We start from the raw sequence: 20,553 nt of genomic DNA on the forward strand, positions 1-20,553 counted from the left end.
AAAGTCGCTACTAAAAATAGTAGAAACAAAATGGTCACGCAGACCAGCCATATGACAAGAACTTCTTCCTTAATCATAAAGTGCGCTTTATTAATGTTGCTGAATGTACTCCTCTATAAAAACCAAATGCAATCGTGCCATAACACGCAATTACTGCAATAAATTGAATAAGAAAAATTGCCTCATATATGAAAACACTATCCATAACAAGGAAGTATCGCGAAAACATAATGACGGGATATGAAATGTGGAATATTAAAAAACCAATACATACCCACAAAAAGATATCTCTGGTGTATGCTGCAATTTTATTACTTTTTAATTGCTCCACTAGGTATAGCGTGAGTGCTATAATGATTAAAATAGTAGATAACGTAAATGAGAATACAGGCCAGTCTTTAAAAGGGTCTTGAGTAATCGCAGTAATAGTAAATGCGATAGCGCTTATTATGATTAATACATTTGCTATAGCGATGCGTGTGTGATGTGATAAATGCAATCTTGTGATTATTAATAAGCCTAAACAGACGATAACCTCATAAAAGTTATAAAGTATCTCAAACCTATAGGGCGCTAGTAGTATGTGACAAGTAAACTCATTAATGGCGATATACCATAAAAGCGGTAGCATCCATTTTAATGGGGTTGACTTGTACTTTTTATAATATACAGTGGCAGAGATTGCGGCAGCAAACTCAAATAATAGCACTATGTATATTAGGTAATCCACAGGGTGTACAATGTTTTGTTCTAAATGTTAATATTTATTTGTTGATTTCTACCTTATTTCCATAATAGAATCCAAAGGCAATCGTAAGATATGATAATATGGCCACTGTAAATTGAATATAATTTAACGACCTATGTATTTTATTTCCGTCACTTACAAACTCTCTTGCCAATAAAATTACAGGGTAGGCAATAAAGAAAATTAAAAACCCCAGAGCGACCCATAGAAAAAGATCTCTTGACATTTTTAAGACCCTATCCGACTTTAATAGATCAATAAAGTAGATTAATAGAGATACTAACACTATAAAAGTGAAAATTGTAAAATTAGTACTAGAAAATTCTTTAAGAGGGTTTACAAAATAAATACTCACTATGAATATAATGACACATAAGAAGAAAAAAATAGAAACAATTTTTTTTCTTAAACTTTGTGTGATTTGAGTTCCAATTAGAAATATTAGACTTGCGGGAATTATTATCCGATAGAGATTCTTTAACAAGTATCCAGTTGCTGTCCTTGCAAAAAGATACTGAGCTAACATCTCGTTGAGGGGAATGTACCATAAAATAAACAGCAGCAATTTAAGTCTAGAATTACGATATTTATAGTAATAGATAGAAGCAAAAATTGCTGCTGTAAATTCAGATATTATACCTGCTATTTTAAACTCTTCGTTCATTTATCCTATTGATAATCATCGGGGTCACTATTCGGTGGTGGACTCCACGGAAAATCATTCGCCGCAAGACTCTGTACTCCATTCTGTATAGTCATTGTTAAGTCTGCTCTGTTTGATCCAGTAGTTGGTTTTTTTATTAATTTTCCTACTGGCACCGCAGTGCTTTTTCCATCCTCTGTCTTAATTGCAAAAGAGACATCGTCTCTTAAGTCACCTATTGCGCCAGCTTCCATTATGGGATTGAGAAAAACAGTAGCTCTTCCATCATTTTGTGAGTCGTCATATTTGGCAAAATAAATGCGCAGTCCTGTAATTTCAGTTTTATTTGCTTCTTGATCGATAAAGGCGATATAATCTTTAAGTGTTTTATAATCTATAGAAAGCGATCTAGTCGCTTTAAGATTTGGATTGTTTTTTTCTAAAATGGGCGCTATGTCTTTGCCATAACGATGGTACATATCCTCAGCTTCCTGAACGTCTATAATAATCTTAGGTGGTGGTATTGAGCCACCTTCAGTGGGATGTGCGGGCTTCTCATTACAGCCCTCAAGAATGATGGCACTTACAAAAAGTAAGGCCAGTAATTTAATTGTTTTCATTTGTACAATTGGTTTTGGGTTAGTGTTAAAACTTAAACCAAGCTAGGGAAACACAAGTATACTACCCTTATAGGTAGTGGGGTAGGGGTAAATGACCCTTTATGGGAAGTAGGAGCTAGGGCAAATGTTGTTACAGCTTACACTAGCATAAGAAAGAACTAATCTAGTTCTCTTCTAACTCAGATGCTTTTTTAGAAATGATAAAGCCAAAGGAGAAGATGGTGTACATTAAAATTGCAATTGCGGCCATAATATATGAGAGGTTATAACTCATCGTTAGATTATCTAAGTAATAGATACGAGCCATAAGGATTACCGGAGAGGCAACAAAAAATAGTGCAAAACCAATTAAAAAATAAGTAACGGTTTCTTTAAACGGATTTATGACAGAAGCGCTTTTGAATAAATTAATTAAATAAATAAAAAGAGCGACTACTCCTAAAAGTGGGCCTACTGCTTTTGAAATACCCCAAGGCTGATCAAAACCTTTTACAGCAAACTCAACTATATGAGTGATGGTAATTATGAATATTAGAAATTTAATAATTCTATTAAGATGGAATGATTTCACATATCTCAGACAAACCCAGGTTACATAAAGTGATGTGATTAGTCCGTAAATATTTGTGAGATGATAACTAACGATGCCTCTTGGGATAAGAACACTTGCTAAAGCTTCATTAACAAGGACATACCATAAATAAATGCAGAAAAATTTTAAAGGTGTTTTTTTGTATTTAAAATAATAAATAGAGGCCAAAATAGCGGCAAGAAGTTCTGCAATATGTACTGCATATATTAGTGATTTCATTATTCTGGCCTCTAAATTCTAGTGGTAATCGTTAGGGTCGTTTTGAATTGGTGGTGGTGGCCATATAACGTCATCACCAGCAAGACTTTGCACACCTCCATTAACTAATTCTGTGTCAGAAGCCTTAGGTATTTTTCCATCTATCACATCACCTACCGTGATTGCCTGTTTGTTACCATCTAAGTCTGTGTGAATGGCATAAGAGATATCGCCATCTATACCTTTAAAGGCCGCTACTGGGTTAAAGAACACCGTCTCTCTACCAGGTTTTCCTTTAGTAGGCTCTGTAGCCCCAAAATAGATACGTAGCCCTTTTGGGGTTACTCCAGCTTCTTCTGATTCTTGATCTATAAAAGCGATATATGCTTTGAGCTTCTCATAATCTGCAGTAACAAATCTTGTCGCTTCATAAGGAGGGTCTTCACCTCTATATTGATCGTTAACCTCTCTTTCTATGATAGGAGCGCGATCGCTTCCATAAGTTTTGTACAAGTCATCTGCTTCTTGTACAGGGATAATGTTGTCAGGTATCTCTGCCATAGTTTGATACATTTTACGTGGTCTTTCCTTGTGGATTTATTGTAGGCTTATCACGGGTTAAAGTGAAGCACCTACTGGGTAAAAGAAAGAAGACGTATTAATAATTTGATTTTAGATAATTAATTTGGATTATTATTCATCACCAAAATACAACTTATCATTGTAATGACTACGTTTTCAAGCTTATCAAAAAGAAATTTTATTTTGAAAAGTGGTTTTGAACTTGAATTTGAAATCGAACTTGAAGCTGAACTTGAAGCTGAACTTGAATTTGAAATCGAACCTGAACTTGAACTTGTACCCATCGTCATTTCGACCTTGCGGAGAAATCGCATATGAGTAAGCACGATTGAGTAAGAACGACGAGTAAGCAAGTCCGAGTAAGAACGATGAGTAAGCAACCTCCCTGAGCTAGATAATGAGATCTCTCCTTTCGTCGAGATGACAAGCCGAATTTGTTTCTAAATCTCAACTAAAGTCCCCTCCTTTGAAGGAGGGCTAGGGAGGATGTTTCACACGAGTAAGCACGCATCCATTAAGAAAAGTTGAAATTGAAATTGAACTTGAAACTGAACTTGAACTTGAATTTGAAATCGAACCTGAACTTGAACTTGAACTTGAACCCATTGTCATTTCGACCTTGCGGAGAAATCGCATATGAGTAAGCAAGTCCGAGTAAGCAACCTCCCTGAGCTAGATAATGAGATCTCTCCTTAAGTCGAGATGACAAAGCCGAATTTGTTTCTAAATCTCAACTAAAGTCCCCTCATTCGAAGGAGGGCTAGGGAGGATGTTTCACACGAGTAAGCACGAACCAATTAAGAAGAGTTGAACTTGAACTTGAACTTGAAATCGAACTTGAACCTGAACTTGAACTTGAACCCTTCGTCATTTCGACCTTGTGGAGAAATCGCATATGAGTAAGCAAGTCCGAATAAGAACGACGAGTAAGCAACCTCCCTGAGCTAGATAATGAGATCTCTCCTTTCGTCGAGATGACAAGCCGAATTTGTTTCTAAATCTCAACTAAAGTCCCCTCCTTCGAAGTAGGGCTAGGGAGGATGTTTCACACGAGTAAGCACGAACCAATTAAGAAAAGTTGAAATTGAACTTGAACTTGAACTTGAAATCGAAACCGAAATTGAAACCGAAATTGAACCGGACGTTATAAAAGTTCCCTCATTCGAAGGAGGGCTAGGGAGGATGTTTCAACCAAGTAAGCGATCTATTTCACAAAAAAATCCAATATACCTAAGTACATTGGATTTTATGCGGTGTGTATGCTTTCGCGAAAGCGTACTAAAAAACTTTTTTCTAAAACTTTGCGTGACCTGGAAAACGTGGGTAAGGTATCACGTCGCGTATGTTTGTCATTCCAGTCACAAAGAGTACAAGGCGCTCAAAACCAAGACCAAAACCACTATGTGTACACGTTCCAAACTTACGCGTGTCTAGGTACCAAGAAAGCTCCTCCTCAGAGATGTCTAAGGCTGCCATTTTTTCTTTAAGTACATCCAGACGTTCCTCACGTTGTGATCCTCCTACCATCTCACCTATACCTGGGAAGAGTACATCCATCGCTCGTACGGTCTTACCATCTTCGTTAAGACGCATATAGAAAGCTTTGATATTTGCCGGGTAGTCAAATAAGATAACAGGGCACTTAAAGTGCTTCTCTACCAGAAAACGCTCGTGCTCAGACTGTAAATCTGCGCCCCACTCGTTTATAGGGTATTTAAATTTCTTTTTCTTGTTAGGCTTACTATTACGTAAGATGTCTATCGCCTCTGTGTAGCTCACACGTTTAAAGTTGTTATCTACTATAAAGTGAAGCTTCTCACGTAGTGGCATTGCAGCACGCTCTGCCGCAGGCTTAGACTGGTCTTCTTTAGTCTGTCTCTCTTCTAGAAAGGCAAGATCGTCTTGGCAGTTTTCTAGCGCGTAGTTTATCACATATTTGATAAAATCTTCGGCGAGGTCCATATTGCCATCAAGGTCACAAAAAGCCATCTCTGGTTCTACCATCCAGAACTCTGCAAGGTGACGCGAGGTGTTACTATTTTCTGCTCTAAAGGTAGGTCCAAAGGTGTAAATCTTACCTAGACCTAGTGCGTAGGTCTCTCCTTCTAGCTGTCCAGATACCGTAAGATTAGTCTCTTTGCCAAAAAAGTCTTTGCTATAATCTATAGTCCCATCTTCCTTACGTGGCGGGTTTTCTGGATCTAGTGCGCTTACGCGAAACATCTCACCAGCACCCTCTGCATCACTACCAGTTATGATAGGTGTGTGTGCGTGGTAGTATCCGTTTTTGTTAAAGTACTCGTGTATTGCAAAAGAGAGCTTAGAGCGTAAACGCATAATTGCCCCAAAGGTATTTGTACGTACTCTTAGGTGTGCTTGCTCACGTAGCTTTTCTAGCGTGTGACGCTTAGGCGATAAGATGGTTTTTTTAAGCTCCTCTGGATCTGCATCACCTTCTATTGCTACTTCTTTTACTTTAATCTCAACGCGTTGTCCTCCACCCTGACTTTCTTCTAGGGTACCCGTAATAGCCACTGCAGCACCTACGGTAATACGTTTAAGTAACGCAGGATCTGTATTTTCAAAATCAACCACACACTGTAGGTTATTTATCGTAGAGCCATCATTAAGAGCTACAAACTGGTTTGCACGAAAAGATCGTACCCACCCTTTTACGGTAAATTCTTGATGAATAGAATCACTACTCAGTAATTCTACTATAGGTGTATGTGTCATATGTGTTATTTTTTCGGGTTTGCTTGACAGTGGGCAAATATAAAAGTTTTTTGCCGTAGGGCGTAAGGTAAAACACCCTAACTTGAGCTAGCTGTGCGCGGTGGTAATGTGGGTTTTTAGTACGCTTTCGCGAAAGCGTAATTTTAAGGATTTATAAAGCGTCCTTCCCACTCATCATTAGTCTTTGTAAACAATGCTCGTATGTGGTTAGGCCTCTTAAGCTGAAGGTATTCTATCTGTGTAGGAGCAAATGCTATAATGGTAAAAAAATGAGTTGCTTCTAGATAAGAGACTTCATCTGGGTTTGAAAGGGTAGCTCCAGGAGGCTGTGCGGTGGTATAATCTTTTTTTGAATTAGGTTGCACACCTGTGTAGTATTTGGCAAGCTCTGTTGGGTCTGTAATAATACTTGCCGTAGCGGTCACCTTGACCTGAAGTAACTTTTTAGGGTGATAAAAAAGTAAACTAGCCGTAGGGTTATGTAACAGCTGAGCGATTTTTGAAGACCTGCTATCTGTATAGATACGTAGCGAGAGGTCGTCTTGTACTTGCCTTAGTACTACGGTGCGTAGCTGCGGGATACCACCTGCATCTACCGTGCCTAAAGTAACGTATCTAAAAGGATGCCCTTTCTTATTAATACCTAGGGAGAGTTCCTTTTTTACCTCGTCAAAATATTGATCTAGCATTGCCTTTTTTTACAAAGATACGCGCTAGCGCTTAGCTTTATAAAAGTGCAATAGTCACTAGTATGTGTTTACAAGCTTATTGCTTGTCTTTAGTTTTAGTGCCAGCCGGATCTTCATCACCTTCACGATCTACAATTTGAAGTGCAGGTTCTTTAAAGACATCTTTATTTGCAATTTCAGACTCAAGAGAGAGTAGGAGTGATGGTAATAACAAAAGGTTTGCAAGCATTGCAAATAATAGCGTTGCACTCACAAGACCGCCTAGTGCTACTGTACCGCCAAAACTACTTATCATAAATACCGAGAAGCCAAAGAAAAGCACAATAGAAGTGTAGAACATACTTACTCCCGTCTCACGTAGCGAGGCATACACAGATTTTTTAATCTTCCACTTGTTTGCTTTAAGTTCTTGTCTGTATTTGGCAAGAAAGTGTATTGTATCATCTACAGAGATCCCAAAGGCAATACTAAAAACAAGAATCGTAGATGGCTTGATAGGGATGCCTATAAAGCCCATCATACCTGCTGTAACAAGTAGTGGTAGTAGGTTAGGGATAAGGGATACAATAATCATACGTAGTGATTTAAACATCCACGCCATAAATAAAGCAATGAGTAATATGGCTAGTGATAAGCTTATCACGAGGTTCATCACGAGGTAGTCTGTTCCTTTTTGAAAAACGAGAGCTGTACCCGTCATTGTCACCTCATAGCGCTCTTCTGGAAAGAGTTTATCGATTTTGAGCTGTATATTTTCTTCGGCACGCTCCATCTTGTCTGTGCCTACATCTTTCATAAATGTAGTGATTCTAGCATATTGCCCAGTACTGTCTACATAGGCTCCCATAAGGTTCTCGTTATTATCAAAACTCTTTGCATACGGCAGTATAAAGTTGCGCTCGTTGCTGGTAGGGAGTTGGTAATACTTAGGGTTGCCATTAAAGTAAGCTTGCTTTGCATACTTTACAAGATTTACAATAGAGATAGGAGCAGAGAGCTCTGGTTGCTCTTCTATTGTAGTGCTTAGCTCTTCCATTCTCTTGAGGGTAGAGAGCTTCATTACACCTTGTTTTTTCTTGGTATCTATAAGAATCTCAAGCGGCATAATCCCATCAAACTCTTCTTCAAAGAACTTGATGTCTTTGTAGAAGCCAGCCTTTTTAGGCATATCTTCTATAAGCGAGCCAGAGATACGTATTTGATAGATCCCTATAATACTTAATGCAAGTAATAATACACTTGATGCATAAATGGTTGTACGCCTGTTGCGCACCATACGTTCCATCCAGTCTACAAAACCTTCTATCCAGTTTTTACCTAGGTGCTTGAGGTGTTTCTCCTTAGGAGGAGACATATAACTATATAAAATAGGAATGATGAGAAGGCATAATAAAAATATCGCAATGATATTTATACTCGCCACGACACCAAACTCACTAAGTAGCGAACTCTCCGTTAAGATAAAAGTTCCAAAACCAGAGGCCGTAGTAATGTTAGTCATTAAGGTGGCGTTACCCACTTTAGTAATCACTCGCTGGAGTGCTTTTACTTGGTTACCGTGATTTTTATACTCTTGCTGGTATTTATTTATTAAGAAAATACAGTTAGGAATCCCTATCACAATAATAAGCGGCGGGATGATAGCTGTAAGTACAGTGATTTCATACCCTAGTAATCCTAAAAACCCAAAAGCCCACATCACACCTATTATCACCGTTACCATAGAGATAAAAGTGGCTCTGTAAGATCTAAAGAAGAAGAAAAATATAAATGAAGTCACCAGTAATGCTGCACCCACAAAGATGCCTATCTCATCTATAATGTTTTGAGCATTAAGTGTGCGTATGTAAGGCATACCACTAGTGCGAACTTTAATATCGTGTGCCGCTTCAAAATCTGCAATGGCAGGGATGAGATCGTTCACCACAAAGTCCCTACGGGCTGGTGTATTTATTAAATCTTTTTTGAGATATACCGCAGAGCGTACGGTACCGGTCTCTTTATTATAAATAAGATTTTCGTAAAACGGTAAATCGTCAAAGAGTAACTTTCTATAACTAGCAGCACTTTCTGCGGTGAGCGTACTGTCTGTCATAAAAGGCACAAGGTCAAAACGCTGTGGCTCCTCTTGCTTGTCTAGTATTTTTAAATCCTTAAGTGATAAAGAAAGTGCAACCGCATCTGCCTGAGCAATTCTAGCAGAGAGCTCATTCCAAGCGGTAAGTATCTCTGGTGTAAAAAGCCGCTCGTCTTGTATACCTAGCACGATGAGGTTACCCTCCTCGCCAAATTTATCTTTAAAATTTTGATACTCTAGATTTACCTCGTGGTCATCTGGCAGAAGATTTGCCTCCGTATATGTAAATCTCATATGACGCCACTGAAATCCTAAAAATACAGTAAACGCTAAGACAAGAATGATTATTAACGGACGGTTGCGTAGTATAATACTCGCTACCGATTCCCAGAAACCCTTACTTAGAAATTTTGCCATTGCCTTGTTTTAAGCCGTGCAAAGATATTCTTTTGAGAGCAGATACTTGGAGAAAATGCGAGCGGCTTGTGGGTAATGTGTAGACCGCTTTCGCGAAAGCGTAAAAAAATTAACCTAGGTTCATAAAAATATAAACAGCTAGGCCTATTGATTAAAGTTTTAGGTTGAAGGTAAACTTAAAAGCAATGTTATCTTCCCAGTTAGGTAAGTGGTAGGCCCCATAACGGTATGTCAAACTCGTACCAAAGCCGAAAAGAAGCTTATTGAGTTCAAAACCCGTCTCAGTATATCCTTTACTTAATGAACCAAAAGCGTCTATATCAAGGTGGTCTTCTGGATTGCGTATGTCGCCTAGCGCAAAACGACTTATAAAGACCATCTCTGGTTTAAAGCGCTTTGAGATATTAAAAGGTGCGAGTCTATGCTTTATTTGAGCAGTAAATAATCTATCTGAAAAGAACTCGCCAAAATACATTGTCTCAAAACTATTAACTCCTGCTACAGAGAATCGCTGTAGTATGGTTTCCTTAGTAGGCGCATTTGGAAATGCGTGAAAGAGGTGGGTAATGGGTAAGTCTCCAAAGGCAATATTACCCTCAAGAAGAACTTCGGTTGCCGTTTTATTGAGTCTGTCTACACGATAAAACATTTTTGCAGCCAGTTTTGTAAAAGCAAGATCGCCACCTAGGCCGTCTACTGCTTGAGAGATTTGACCAGAGATGATGGGGTGACCCTCATAAACTGGAAGCACATCGCTATCTGTTTTTAAATATTTATTAGACGGGCTCCATCTAAAAGATGCTGTTGCCTCTGTTACATCATAATCACGTATAATCTCACCATCTTTATTGTAGCGGTAGGGTGTGGTCTGATCTAAGCGTCTATGGGCAATTTGAAATTCAGATAATATTTGTGGGGTAAGTCTGTACTCTAGATTAATGCGCGTTGTGCGGTGTTTGTAAAACTGTGTAATATTTACAAGGCGAGGCTCAAAGAGTGAGTACACCCTACGGTCTGTGAGATATGCATAGTTACCTACTTCCTCAAGGTCACTATTATATGTCGCAGAGATCCAAGCGCCTTTATCTGGGTTGAGTAAGTAGCCTCCCCCTATACCATATTTAAGGTCTTTATCCTTAAAACCGTATGCTGTGTAGCCTTCTAGCCTAAAGCGTTTTGAAAAAGACTCATTTGTAACGCCGCCTATGCCTAGTCGTAATCCCTCATAGTTATTAAACTTTACAGGGTAGGTAAGATCAAAATCGAAAGCTTTGAAACTAAAATAGCCTATGCTAAAGTTGTTTGTAGTGCCAAGTCTACGTTCAATATTTTCGGCATTTACTATTTTTTCTATTTCAGAAAAGCTTCGCTTGTCTTTGGTAGTGAGGTTTTCTGAACGATATTTTTTCCAGAAATCCTCTGGTCTATTGTTTGCCTCTTTGTCAAAGGTGATGGCATATTTTGAGAGTTCTTTATCTATACCTTCATTAATCTTAAAATCACTCATTGTGGTAGTCGATACGAGAAACTTACGGCTCACAATATTTTCTACAACCTCATTTTCAATAGTGCCTATTGAGATACGACCTTTAAAAAAAGAAAGTTTTCTATCTTCTTCTCCTTTGTCTAAAAATAACTCCCTACGCACTGGGAAGTAAATCTCATTATCTTCTAGGTATGTGTATTCTTGGTTCAATACGATATTGAGCTTATCGTTTATACGTACTTTGACATCTTTTATAGCAAGGGTTTCCCTGTCGAGTACCATAGTTCCTGTTAGCCCCGGGATGCGCTTAGGTGCTTTTGGGGTAAATGAAATAATGTAATCTTCTCCAGGAGCGGTTTCTTGAAGTGTATAGTTGTAATTGCGTACGCCTCTTTTTGAAAGGATGCCGGCATATCTATTATTAAATATGACAAAATCACTGTCATAAAACGAGCGAGACTGTATGTTTACTGCAAAGACTTCATACCTAGGGTTTTTAAAACCAGCCAACTGGTAGCCCATAACCTCCTCTGTAAAGTCGCTCTCACGGTCATATTGTACTAGACTAGCCTTTTCAGAAAAGAAGTTGTGTGAGCTCCCGTTGAGGCTGTCTGTGATAATCGTTTTCTCATATGCGTGTAGCGAGAATGACTCTAGCGCTTCTCGAGGGTCATTTTGTGATTTGTTATCAATTGCCTTTTGCACTATAGCATCTGCTGTAAGTGTGGTTTGGGCGCTTAGTGTAGCACTGCAGATAAACGAAAGGAATACGAAAATTATACGCATATAAATTGTTGTAACGTAAATGTATCAAAAAAGCGACCCAAGAGGTCGCTTTTTGTAATTGTTTAACTACTGTAAGTAATTACACAGTCATTATCTCTGTTTCTTTATTAGCCAGAACTTCTTCTATCTTTTTGATATGAATATCAGTAAGTTTTTGAATATCTACTTCGGCATTTGCTTTCTCATCTTCAGAGGCGCTGTCTACTTTTTTGATATCGTTATTTGCGTTTTTACGATCATTACGCACACCTACTTTTGCATCTTCTGCTTCAGCTTTCGCTTGCTTTACAAGCTCTTTACGACGCTCCTCAGTAAGTGGTGGTACATTTATTATAACACTCTCACCGTTATTCATAGGGTTGAAGCCTAAATTACCATTTATAATGGCTTTTTCTATTTCTTGAATAATAGACTTCTCCCAAGGTTGGATAGATATTGTACGACCATCTGGTGCAACTACATTTGCTACCTGACTAAGAGGCGTTGGACTCCCGTAGTAATCTACCATTAAACCTTGAAGCATTGCAGGACTAGCTTTTCCAGCTCTAATGGTGAGTAAGCGTTTTCCTAAGTGTGTGATAGCATTATCCATCGCTTCTTTTGCACTATCTATTATAAATTTTAAATCTTCGTTCATCGTAATATTAATTGTGATAACAAGTTTACAAAAATTGAGCCAATATTCTGTGTTCTTAGTTTACAGTAGTACCTATAGAATCATCTCCAGAAACAACTTTCATTAAGTTGCCTCGTGTATTCATATCAAAAACAATGATAGGTAATTCATTTTCTTGGCTTAGGGTAAATGCAGTTGTGTCCATTACTTTGAGCCCTTTACTTAGTACATCATCAAATGATATATGATCATACTTCACAGCGTCAGTATTCTTTTCTGGATCTGCTGTATAAATACCATCTACACGAGTTCCTTTTAAAATTACATCTGCTTCAACCTCTATTGCTCTAAGCACAGCTGCAGAGTCTGTGGTAAAGTAAGGGTTACCAGTACCTCCGCCAAAGATTACTACACGCCCTTTTCTAAGGTGGCTCATAGCCTTACGTCTTATAAAAGGTTCTGCTACTTCATTTATTTTTATAGCAGTCTGAAGTCTTGTTTTTACATCTGCGGCTTCAAGCGCATCTTGTAATGCTAGGCCGTTTATAACCGTTGCGAGCATTCCCATATGATCACTTTGTACACGATCCATACCCTTGCTTGCTCCGGCTACACCTCTAAAGATGTTACCACCACCTATAACAATAGCAACTTCAACACCTTTTTCTGTTACTGCTTTGATATCTTCTGCATATTCTGCTAGACGCTTTGGGTCAATACCATATTGACGTTCTCCCATTAATGCTTCACCAGAAAGCTTAAGTAAAATTCTTTTGTATTTCATAATATCTAAGATTATGCAAATATAATGTTTAAACCTTTTTTTAAAATCACATAATGTAAGAAACCAGCATTATTTAAATAGTGAAGTGATGATTAGGGGTTAGATTTTATAAAAGCTTACCCCGCATCTACTATTCTTTAGTATCTTTAGTTTCCTTATAGGTGAGTTAGAACTCACGCCTGAAAATAAATATTAACAAACTCAAAACAAGGAAATGAAATTTAAATTTAAATATGCTTTTGTAATAGTGCTTAGTCTGGTAATACTTAGTTGTGGTGATGACGATGGTAGTCCTGCCGGAGAACCAGATAGCGGGACTGATTTTGAAGGAAATGCAACAGCAGAGTATACACTTAGTTTTGAAACATCATTTAGTGAAGAAATGTTTCCCGAAGAATATCCAAGTAACCCTAGCTTTGGTCCAGTGGTCGCAATCATACATTCTCCTAATATAGATGTTTTCCAAACTGGAAGTGTCGCAAATGATGGACTTGCTGCGTATGCAGAGTCTGGAGATGTAGATGCGCTAGCTACTGCTTTAGAAAGTCAGCAAGGTCAAAGTGAAGGTTTGTTTTTAATTCAAACAGCTAGTAATGCTAGTGCTGTAGGAACATCGTCTTTTGATATTACTTTTACACCAACTAGAACAAGAGTGACTTTTCTAGCAAAGCTCAACCCTAGTCCAGATTGGTTTGTAGGAGCCGCATCACTAGATATTGTAGATGGTAATACTCTTAAGGAAGAGATTCAAACAGGTCTTGTATTGCTTGATGCTGGTACTAAGGCAGGAGAAACTTATGAGTCATCTTCTGTTTCAGAAAATAACACAATAGGAATTTGTGTAGATGCCCCATATGCTGGTGATGGTCCTTTTGTAGAGAGTTTAGGAAATCTCACTATCACGAGAAATTAATAGAATTCAAGCATTCTATAAACTAAAAAAGCCCCCACAATGTGGAGGCTTTTTTTATGGATAAGTTCTAAAACTTTTAAGTTAAAGAAACTCTTTTAAATCCTTGTACAGATGCATCACCTTTTGAAGCAACAAATTCTGCTACGTTCTGGCTGTCGTCCATAATAAAACGTTGGTCAAGTAGTGCCTGCTCGTGATCTAGAGTAGTGTTATCTGCTACAAAACGCTCAACTTTACCAGGTACAATTTTGTCCCAGATTTGCTCAGGCTTTCCTTCTGCTTTTAACTGCTCTTTGATATCTGCTTCTGCCTTTGCAAGTACTTCAGGAGTAAGTTGCGACATAGAGATGTACTGAGGTACATTCTTTAAAGTCTTACCAAGACGTCCAAGCTCGATGTTATCTTTTTCGATAGCTGCGATTCTTGCTTCAGTTTCTGATGCAACATATGCTGGATCAAAATCTTTGTAAGAAAGTGTAGTCGCACCCATAGATGCAACTTGCATAGATACACTCTTTGCAACCTCTGCAGCATTATCTGTAGCAGCAGTAAGTCCTACTAGAGCACCTATTTTGTTACCGTGTACATAAGAACCTACAAAAGGAGCTTCTAATGTCTCGTAACCACCTATTTCAATTTTTTCACCTATAACACCAGTTTGCTCGATAAGCTTTTCTGCAACTGTCATTCCATCAAAGTCTGCAGCAAGCATCTCATCTTTAGAATTTACAGAAAGAGCGATATCTCCCATTTTGTTAGCAAGTTCAACAAATGTATCGTTCTTAGTAACAAAGTCAGTCTCACAGTTAAGTGATACTACAACTCCGCGAGTGTTTGCATCGTTAATCTTTGCAACAACAACACCTTCAGAAGAGTCTCTGTCTGCTCTCTTTTCGGCAACTTTTTGTCCTTTCTTACGAAGTACAGTTACTGCGTTATCAAAATCACCTTCTGCTTCAACGAGGGCCTTTTTACAGTCCATCATTCCAGCACCAGTAGCTTCTCTTAATTTTTTTACGTCTGCGGCTGTTATGTTTGCCATTTGTATATGTTTTAAAATTGAAAAAAGTCGTCTAATCGTTTTCCGCAAAGAAAAGAATTAAACGACCTTTTAGTATTAACTTAATGTTATTTACTCTTCTTCTTCACTTGCAGCTACGGCAGCTTTTGCAGGCTTAGCTTTAGGAGCTTTTGCTTCTTTTTTAGGAGCATCTGCACCTTCTTTTTGAGCATCTTTTCCAGCTTTGCGGTCTGCAAGACCAGCGCTAACAGCGTCAGAAACAAAACCTACGATCTTGTCGATAGATTTAGAAGCATCGTCATTTGCAGGGATAAGATAATCTACCTCTCTTGGATCAGAGTTAGTATCTACCATTGCAAAAATTGGAATGTTTAATTTTTGAGCTTCTTTAATCGCGATGTGCTCTCTCTTAATATCTACAACAAATAGAGCGCCAGGAAGACGTGTCATATCTGATATAGAACCAAGGTTTTTCTCAAGCTTCTCACGAAGACGGTTCATCTGTAGTTTTTCTTTCTTAGAAAGTGTATCAAAACGACCATCTTGTTTCATACGGTCAATTGTCTGCATTTTCTTAACTGCTTTACGTATAGTAACAAAGTTAGTAAGCATTCCACCAGGCCATCTTTCTGTGATGTACGGCATATTTGCGTTACGAGCTTTTTCTGCTACGATATCTTTAGCTTGTTTTTTGGTAGCTACAAAGAGTATTTTTCTACCAGAAGCAGCAATCTTTTGTAGAGCCTCGCAAGTCTCTTCAATTTTTGCTGCAGTTTTATAAAGATTGATGATGTGTATCCCGTTACGCTCCATATAGATATACGGTGCCATATTTGGATCCCATCTTCTTGTGAGGTGTCCAAAGTGTACACCTGCATCAAGCAATTCTTTTATTTCGATGTTGTTTGCCATTTTTGTAATAGTTTACGTTCCGTTGGACATTAAAATTAGCAACTCCGTGTTACGAAGTTTAGATGCTAAACTAACCTTATTAAGATTCCGCTTTCGCGAAAGCATAATAAGCAACGACAACATTTCAATTAATTTAAATTTTTAAAAAATAAGTAATTCTAAATCTCGCTTGCCATATAGCCTGAGCCACTTGCAAGTGAAGCGATATATTAACGCTTTGAGAATTGGAACTTCTTACGTGCTTTCTTCTGACCAAATTTCTTACGCTCAACCATTCTTGGGTCACGAGTAAGAAGACCTTCTGGCTTAAGGATAAGACGATTTTCTTCGTCTAGCTCACACATCGCTCTAGAAAGAGCAAGTCTGATAGCCTCTGCCTGACCAGTGATACCACCACCATATACGTTTACATTAATGTCAAAGTTACCTTCGTTGTTTGTTAAAACAAGTGGCTGGTTTACTTTGTACTGTAATGTTCCAGTAGGGAAGTAGTTGTTCAGTTCTTTTTTGTTTACAGTGATTTTACCTTCTCCTTCAGTAAGATAAACACGAGCTACTGCGGTCTTACGACGACCGATTTTGTGTAAAGTCTCCATTTACTTGATTTCGTTTAGGTTAATGGCACGAGGCTTCTGCGCTTCCTGATCGTGCTCTGCTCCTGCATACACTTTAAGGTTGCGGAAGATTGCACTCCCCAATTTGTTTTTAGGTAACATCCCTTTTACGGCAGCTTCTACTACACGTGTTGGATCTTTATCGTAGAGTTCTCTAGCTGTAAGACTACGTTGCCCTCCTGGGTATCCAGTGTGACGGATGTATGATTTTTCCGTCCACTTGTTTCCAGATAATTGCACCTTTGCAGCGTTTATGATAACAACGTTATCTCCACAATCTACGTGAGGTGTAAAACTAGGCTTGTACTTACCGCGTAAAAACTTAGCTACGATAGAAGACATACGTCCTAGCGTCTGTCCTTCTGCATCTATCAAAACCCACTCCTTGTTTACGGTAGCTTTGTTTGCAGATACTGTTTTGTAACTTAATGCGTCCACACTAATTAATTTTAATTAAACATTCCATTTCCCGTCTAAAAACGGGTTTGCAAAAGTACATAAAATTATTTATCACACAAACCTCTGTATCACTATATTTTGTAAGCATTTTTTTTCAATAATATAATCTATCATTTACAATACTTTTTCGGTCTATATAATAGGTGATATTTACGCTTTCGCGAAAGCGGTATTTTACCCCACAAAAGTTAATAAAATCTTAAAAAACTGTTTAGGTTGTCACAACGCTTGTTTTTGTAAGTCTTTCTAATATCATCAACCAAAAACAACCTAATGTACCTTACAGTCAATAGCCTACGAGCAGTAATCATTCTTTTCTTTCTAAGTTCCTTGTCTTTACTTGCTCAAGTAGACTCTACCAAAATAGCCATAGCAAGAAAAGTCTATACCACAAATACCTTTACCGGTGATGCGCCTAAAATAGATGGAAACCTATCTGACGGTGCCTGGGCTAGCGTGCCGTGGTCTACAGATTATTTACAATTTGAGCCAGATGTAGGCACACCGCCTACACGGCAAACTAAGATGAAAATCACCTATGATGCAAAAAATCTGTATGTAGCCTTTCACTGTTTAGAGAGTGATATGTCAAAACTAGAAAAAAGATTAGGCCGCCGTGATGACTTTCCTGGTGATTGGGTAGAAATTAATATAGATAGTTATAATGACGATCGTACAGGTTTCTCATTTACAGCCTCTGCCTCTGGAGTAAAAGGTGATGAGTTTATATCAAATAACGGAAACTTTGATAGCAGCTGGAATCCTATCTGGTATCTCGCCACCTCAGAAGATGAAGAAGGCTGGACGGCAGAGATGCGTATTCCTTTAAGTCAGTTGCGTTTTAGTGCAGATGATGAGCAGGTGTGGGGTATACAGTCTACAAGACGCTACTTTGCAAATGAAGAGCGTTCTACCTGGCAACCTCTGCCGGCAAATCCTCCTGGGTGGGTAAGTGAGTTTGGAGAGCTGCGAGGTATAAAAGGAATAAAACCTCAAAAGCAATTAGAAATACAACCCTTTGTACTGGGGCAGTACGATACTTTTGAAGAAGAGGCGGGTAATCCCTTTAGAGATGGGGATGACTTTAGTGGCAATGTAGGTCTTGATGCAAAAATTGGTATCACAAATGATCTTACACTCGATCTTACGGTAAATCCAGATTTTGGGCAAGTAGATGCAGACCCTGGAGCTATAGCGCTAGATGGATTTGAGATTTTCTTTCAAGAGCGTCGACCTTTCTTTGTCGAAAATAAAAGTGTCTTTGATTTTAGAGTAGGTGGTGGTGCAGATAATGTTTTCTTCCCGAGACGTATAGGGAGGACTCCACAAGGATTTACTACCTCAGACCCAAGTAAGGGAGAGTATGAAGATTTCCCTATTAACACGACTATACTAGGTGCAGCAAAGTTTAGCGGAAAAACTAAAAACGGTTGGACTATAGGTGTACTAGAAAGTGTCACAGCAAAAGAGTTTGCAGAGATAGAGCTAGATAATAGGGAAGAAATCACAACACAACTCGAGCTTAGCGATGAGCTAGGTACAAAAAGAGAAGAACTGGTAGAGCCTCTTACAAACTACTTTGTGGGTAGAGTTCAAAAAGATTTTAATGATCGTAACTCTTTTATAGGAGCCATATTTACAAACACAACACGTAATATGGAGCGTAGCTTAGACTTCTTACATACACAAGCCTACTCCGGCGGTATAGATTTTAACCATAACTGGAAAGATCGTAAGTACTACATAACTGGTAGAGGGATTATAAGTCGTGTTAACGGAGATCCTCAGGCTATACTCAATACACAAACCTCACTTACACATTTATATCAACGTGTAGATGCAGACCACGTAGCGGTAGACCCAAATGCTACAAGCCTCTCCGGTACAGGAGGAAATCTTGCCATAGGTAGAGGTAGTGGTAAATGGCGCTATGAGCTAGGGGGTAACTGGAGGTCTCCAGGTCTAGAGCTTAACGATATAGGCTTCTTGCGTCGTGCAGACCGTATTGTACAATTTGCAAGTGTAAGACGCTTCTGGAACAACTCTACCTCTTGGTATAGACGAGCAAATGTAGGTGTGGAGCAAACTACACAGTATGATTTTCAAGGTAACTTTAATCGTATTCAGTATGAAGGTAGAGCAGAGATAAACTGGAAAAACAACTGGTTTACAGAAGTAGGTGGTGCGCACAAACCTCGCATATTTATAAACTCATTTTTGAGAGGAGGACCACGCTGGAGGTTTAATGAAGAAAACTTTTACTTTGTGGCTGCTGGTACAGACCAGCGTAAAAAGTTAAGCGCAGTTGCTATTTATGTAAACTCGCAAGCAAAGCAAAATAACTTCTCATTTAATCAGTACGAGCTTAGACTTAACTACCAGCCGCTAGATGCATTAAGTTTGTCACTCTCTACAGTCTATGAGAAAAACCCAAACAGAACGCAGTATGTATCTCAACAAGCTTACGAGCCTGCTCAATATAATACGAGGTATATAACAGGAGCGATTAATCAAGAAACGTTGAGTGCGACACTACGTGTTAATTATAACATCAACCCTAATTTTACCATACAGTATTATGCGCAGCCGTTTATAGCAAAAGGAACCTATACTAATTTTAACTATGTAGCAGATAGTGAAAACGAAGATCTTAACAAGCGAGTAACCTTATTTAATCAAAACCAAATAAGTACTGTAGATGGTGGTTATGCTGTAGATGAAGATGAGGATGGAAGTGTAGATTATGCCTTTGGAGATCCAGATTTTAACTTCGTTCAATTTAGATCTAACCTCGTTGCGAGATGGGAATATAAGCCAGGCTCTGAATTATTTTTAGTCTGGTCACAAGGTATCGAAGGTGGTGCCTCTACAGAAGATAGCCTCTTTGACGCAGCAGATAGTCAGATACTTGGGCAGCAAATCAGGAATACATTTTTAGTAAAATGGACGTATAGATTTGTGCTGTAATAAAAATTACGCCCCAAATGCACCCCAAAACTTGTATGTAGGTTTTGGGGTTTTTTACGCTTTCGCGAAAGCGTAACATCTCATATTTACATTAAGTGATGTGCGAGAAAAATAATTTTTAACGGTATATCCTTAACTACGATTAATACGTTATATCTTTGTCGAGTTAAAAAAAATAAATGAAACAAAGTCTATATCACTCACTATTACTACTTGCTTTTATAAGTTGTGGTACAGATGAGTCTAAAGAAAAGTCTCCTATTGCAGAGGCGACTTATAGACAAATTTCTTACACTGTAGAGACGGCCATAGACTTAAACAATGATGGCGTTGCCTCTACAGATTTACTTGAAGAAAATGAGCAGGTACTCAATCCTCAAGAAATAACCTTTACAGCAAAAAATACTGTCATACCGCCTTATGCAATTACAACTTGCGTGACCGAGAACGGTGATCACCTTATGGAATTTGTATGCATAGTGGTTGAAAATTACATACAAGCACCCAGTTACACAATTAATGGTAATACGGTTGTTATAGAAACGGGTCTAATAGGAGAATTGTCACAAGATCTTGACACCTTAAGGTTTCAAGAGTTTCTTAATAGAGATCATCTCAATAATTATCCTCACGGAGATTTTAATAATCTTGCCGCAGTCTCAACATATGTGAGGAAATAGTATGAGATGACAT

17 protein-coding genes are annotated in these 20,553 nt (G+C 38.4%); 3 read left to right on the forward strand and 14 right to left on the reverse strand.

Going from position 1 to position 20,553, the window contains the following annotated elements; genetic code table 11:
- Positions 1-73: 73 nt before the first annotated feature.
- The 10 genes from ABVM49_RS06845 to pyrH all read right to left on the reverse strand — a co-directional run bounded on the left by ABVM49_RS06845 (position 74) and on the right by pyrH (position 12,974).
- Complete coding sequence (locus tag ABVM49_RS06845; RefSeq protein ID WP_021778103.1) at positions 74-730, reverse strand: hypothetical protein; 657 nt, start codon at positions 728-730, stop codon at positions 74-76.
- Positions 731-1,417: 687 nt separating this feature from the next.
- Entirely contained in the window at positions 1,418-2,011 is a 594-nt protein-coding gene (locus ABVM49_RS06850) for a hypothetical protein (protein ID WP_405203578.1), read from the reverse strand.
- Between the two features lie 163 nt (positions 2,012-2,174).
- On the reverse strand, positions 2,175-2,822 hold the full coding sequence (locus ABVM49_RS06855) for a hypothetical protein (RefSeq protein ID WP_405203579.1): 648 nt from the start codon (positions 2,820-2,822) through the stop codon (positions 2,175-2,177).
- Positions 2,823-2,840: 18 nt separating this feature from the next.
- Positions 2,841-3,362: a hypothetical protein gene (locus tag ABVM49_RS06860; RefSeq protein WP_405203581.1), complete on the reverse strand. Its 522-nt coding sequence runs from the start codon at positions 3,360-3,362 to the stop codon at positions 2,841-2,843.
- A 1,314-nt stretch (positions 3,363-4,676) separates the two neighbouring features.
- Positions 4,677-6,119: an asparagine--tRNA ligase gene (gene asnS, locus ABVM49_RS06865; RefSeq protein WP_405203583.1), complete on the reverse strand. Its 1,443-nt coding sequence runs from the start codon at positions 6,117-6,119 to the stop codon at positions 4,677-4,679.
- Positions 6,120-6,262: 143 nt separating this feature from the next.
- Positions 6,263-6,808: a pyridoxamine 5'-phosphate oxidase family protein gene (locus ABVM49_RS06870; protein ID WP_405203584.1), complete on the reverse strand. Its 546-nt coding sequence runs from the start codon at positions 6,806-6,808 to the stop codon at positions 6,263-6,265.
- Between the two features lie 76 nt (positions 6,809-6,884).
- A complete protein-coding gene (locus ABVM49_RS06875; RefSeq protein WP_405203585.1) occupies positions 6,885-9,302 on the reverse strand; it encodes an RND family transporter in 2,418 nt (805 codons plus the stop codon).
- Between the two features lie 151 nt (positions 9,303-9,453).
- A complete protein-coding gene (locus ABVM49_RS06880) occupies positions 9,454-11,574 on the reverse strand; it encodes a DUF5686 family protein (protein ID WP_405203586.1) in 2,121 nt (706 codons plus the stop codon).
- Positions 11,575-11,653: 79 nt separating this feature from the next.
- Positions 11,654-12,211: a ribosome recycling factor gene (gene frr, locus ABVM49_RS06885; protein ID WP_021778112.1), complete on the reverse strand. Its 558-nt coding sequence runs from the start codon at positions 12,209-12,211 to the stop codon at positions 11,654-11,656.
- A 55-nt stretch (positions 12,212-12,266) separates the two neighbouring features.
- Positions 12,267-12,974, reverse strand: coding sequence for a UMP kinase (gene pyrH / locus ABVM49_RS06890; protein ID WP_021778113.1), 708 nt, complete (start codon positions 12,972-12,974; stop codon positions 12,267-12,269).
- A gap of 214 nt (positions 12,975-13,188) precedes the next feature.
- Between pyrH and ABVM49_RS06895 the strand changes: the two genes are divergently transcribed.
- Positions 13,189-13,887, forward strand: a complete 699-nt coding sequence (locus ABVM49_RS06895) for a spondin domain-containing protein (RefSeq protein WP_405203587.1) — start codon at positions 13,189-13,191, stop codon at positions 13,885-13,887.
- A gap of 76 nt (positions 13,888-13,963) precedes the next feature.
- Here the strand turns inward: ABVM49_RS06895 and tsf are convergent, their stop codons facing one another.
- The 4 genes from tsf to rplM form a co-directional block, all read right to left on the reverse strand.
- A complete protein-coding gene (tsf, locus tag ABVM49_RS06900; RefSeq protein WP_405203588.1) occupies positions 13,964-14,929 on the reverse strand; it encodes a translation elongation factor Ts in 966 nt (321 codons plus the stop codon).
- A gap of 90 nt (positions 14,930-15,019) precedes the next feature.
- Positions 15,020-15,820 (reverse strand): 30S ribosomal protein S2, encoded by an 801-nt coding sequence (gene rpsB / locus ABVM49_RS06905; RefSeq protein WP_021778116.1) that lies wholly within the window; start codon positions 15,818-15,820, stop codon positions 15,020-15,022.
- A gap of 209 nt (positions 15,821-16,029) precedes the next feature.
- Positions 16,030-16,416: a 30S ribosomal protein S9 gene (gene rpsI, locus ABVM49_RS06910; protein ID WP_021778117.1), complete on the reverse strand. Its 387-nt coding sequence runs from the start codon at positions 16,414-16,416 to the stop codon at positions 16,030-16,032.
- On the reverse strand, positions 16,417-16,872 hold the full coding sequence (rplM, locus tag ABVM49_RS06915) for a 50S ribosomal protein L13 (protein WP_021778118.1): 456 nt from the start codon (positions 16,870-16,872) through the stop codon (positions 16,417-16,419).
- A gap of 294 nt (positions 16,873-17,166) precedes the next feature.
- Between rplM and ABVM49_RS06920 the strand changes: the two genes are divergently transcribed.
- Both ABVM49_RS06920 and ABVM49_RS06925 read left to right on the forward strand, forming a co-directional pair.
- Positions 17,167-19,860, forward strand: a complete 2,694-nt coding sequence (locus ABVM49_RS06920) for a DUF5916 domain-containing protein (protein ID WP_405203589.1) — start codon at positions 17,167-17,169, stop codon at positions 19,858-19,860.
- Positions 19,861-20,039: 179 nt separating this feature from the next.
- Entirely contained in the window at positions 20,040-20,540 is a 501-nt protein-coding gene (locus ABVM49_RS06925) for a hypothetical protein (RefSeq protein WP_375252881.1), read from the forward strand.
- Positions 20,541-20,553 lie beyond the last annotated feature (13 nt).

It is taken from the genome of Dokdonia sp. LLG6352-1 (genome assembly GCF_045055815.1).
GTDB classification, from domain to species: domain Bacteria; phylum Bacteroidota; class Bacteroidia; order Flavobacteriales; family Flavobacteriaceae; genus Dokdonia; species Dokdonia donghaensis.